This window comes from Mesorhizobium sp. M0761, from assembly GCF_040320205.1.
Lineage (GTDB): Bacteria > Pseudomonadota > Alphaproteobacteria > Rhizobiales > Rhizobiaceae > Mesorhizobium.
This window is the reverse complement of sequence record NZ_JAMYPF010000053.1, coordinates 1-575: the sequence shown is the minus strand read 5'-3', so window position 1 is coordinate 575 and position 575 is coordinate 1. Positions and strand designations below refer to the sequence as shown.

Here is a 575-nt window from a genome sequence, read left to right as displayed (position 1 = left end):
TGTCACGCGGCCAACGTGCCTCCGTAGCTAACATCTACGTCAGCGTTGAAGAAGTACCCTGCGCCACGGGATGTTTTGACCAGGCGAGGGTTGGCCGCATCAGCCTCCAGCTTTCGGCGCAAGCGCATGATTAGGACATCGATACTTCGATCGTACACCTCTTCTCCACGCACACGGCTCGCGAGCAAAAGCCGTTCTCTGGATAGCACGTTGCGGGGGTTCTCCAGAAATGCGATCAAGAGATTGAACTCACATGCGGTAAGCTTGACCTCGCCACGCTCCGCACAGATCAGTCGCCGCTGCTTCACGCTGAGCTTCCAGGCCCCAAAGCGAAATGAGCGCTGCTCTCTGGTTCGCGGACTAGAAATGCGCTGGCGTAGCGCTACTCGAATGCGGGCCAAGAATTCGCGCATCCCGAAAGGCTTGGGAATGAAATCGGTTGCGCCGAGCTCCAGTGCAACCACTTTTTCCGCCTCATCAAGCCGGTCGCCGCTGATCACTATGATAGGAACATCCGATTTTGTCGCCAGATTGCGGACGATCGCAAGTCCATCCTCCCGGCCTAGGTTAAGGTC

At 57.0% G+C, this 575-nt stretch carries 1 protein-coding gene; it reads right to left on the bottom strand.

Translation table 11 applies throughout. The annotated features are described in order from the left end of the window. Positions 1-2: 2 nt before the first annotated feature. A partial coding sequence (gene virG / locus NKI32_RS31540) for a two-component system response regulator VirG (RefSeq protein WP_352577402.1) occupies positions 3-575 on the bottom strand: 573 nt, incomplete at its 5' end.